1 protein-coding gene is annotated in these 637 nt (G+C 51.2%); it reads left to right on the forward strand.

Annotation, left to right across the window (positions count from 1 at the left end):
* On the forward strand, nucleotides 1-637 hold a 637-nt coding region (locus AB840_RS15560), incomplete at both ends, for a TonB-dependent receptor plug domain-containing protein (RefSeq protein ID WP_048515712.1).

Consider the following 637-nt stretch of genomic DNA (forward strand, 5'->3'; position numbering starts at 1 on the left):
GGGCAATAATTCGGTAACGACACGGGATGTCGTCGTGGAGGCGGACAAAGCGAAAGAAGAAGCGAAGTACAATTCGCAAAGTGTCACCGTCATTACCAAAGAAGATATCGCGCGCAAACAGGGGAAATCTGTGGAGGACGTGATTTTCAATGAAGTAGGCGTGACCAGAACTGTCGACGCTATGGGTAAAGTAGGCATCTCTATCCGTGGGGCCGATCCTCGTCATACCCTGATCATGGTGGACGGACAGCCCGTGTTGGGAGACGTGAGTAAATACTCTGGCAACGGCGACGAACTCATGCGGATCGGCGCGGAAAATATCGAACGTATCGAAATCGTACGCGGCGCTGCCAGTGCCAAATACGGGGCTGATGCCATCGGCGGCGTCGTCAATGTCATTACGAAAGGGCCGAAGTCTACACCTAGTATACAGGTCAATGCCGAAGGGAGATATCATAGCTCTCGCTATACCAGCGATTATGAAAGCAGTGCGTTGCCGTCGAATTTCTTTTTACGGGCCGACAGTGGAAAAGTAGGAAATTTCAGTATTGCCGGTTGGACGTCTAAACGTGATGTCATGCCGGTGTACAGCAAGGACCGGACCTATGGCGGTGGAAGTGAAAATCTTTGGTATGAA

The sequence above is a fragment of the Megasphaera cerevisiae DSM 20462 genome, from assembly GCF_001045675.1.
GTDB lineage: Bacteria > Bacillota > Negativicutes > Veillonellales > Megasphaeraceae > Megasphaera > Megasphaera cerevisiae.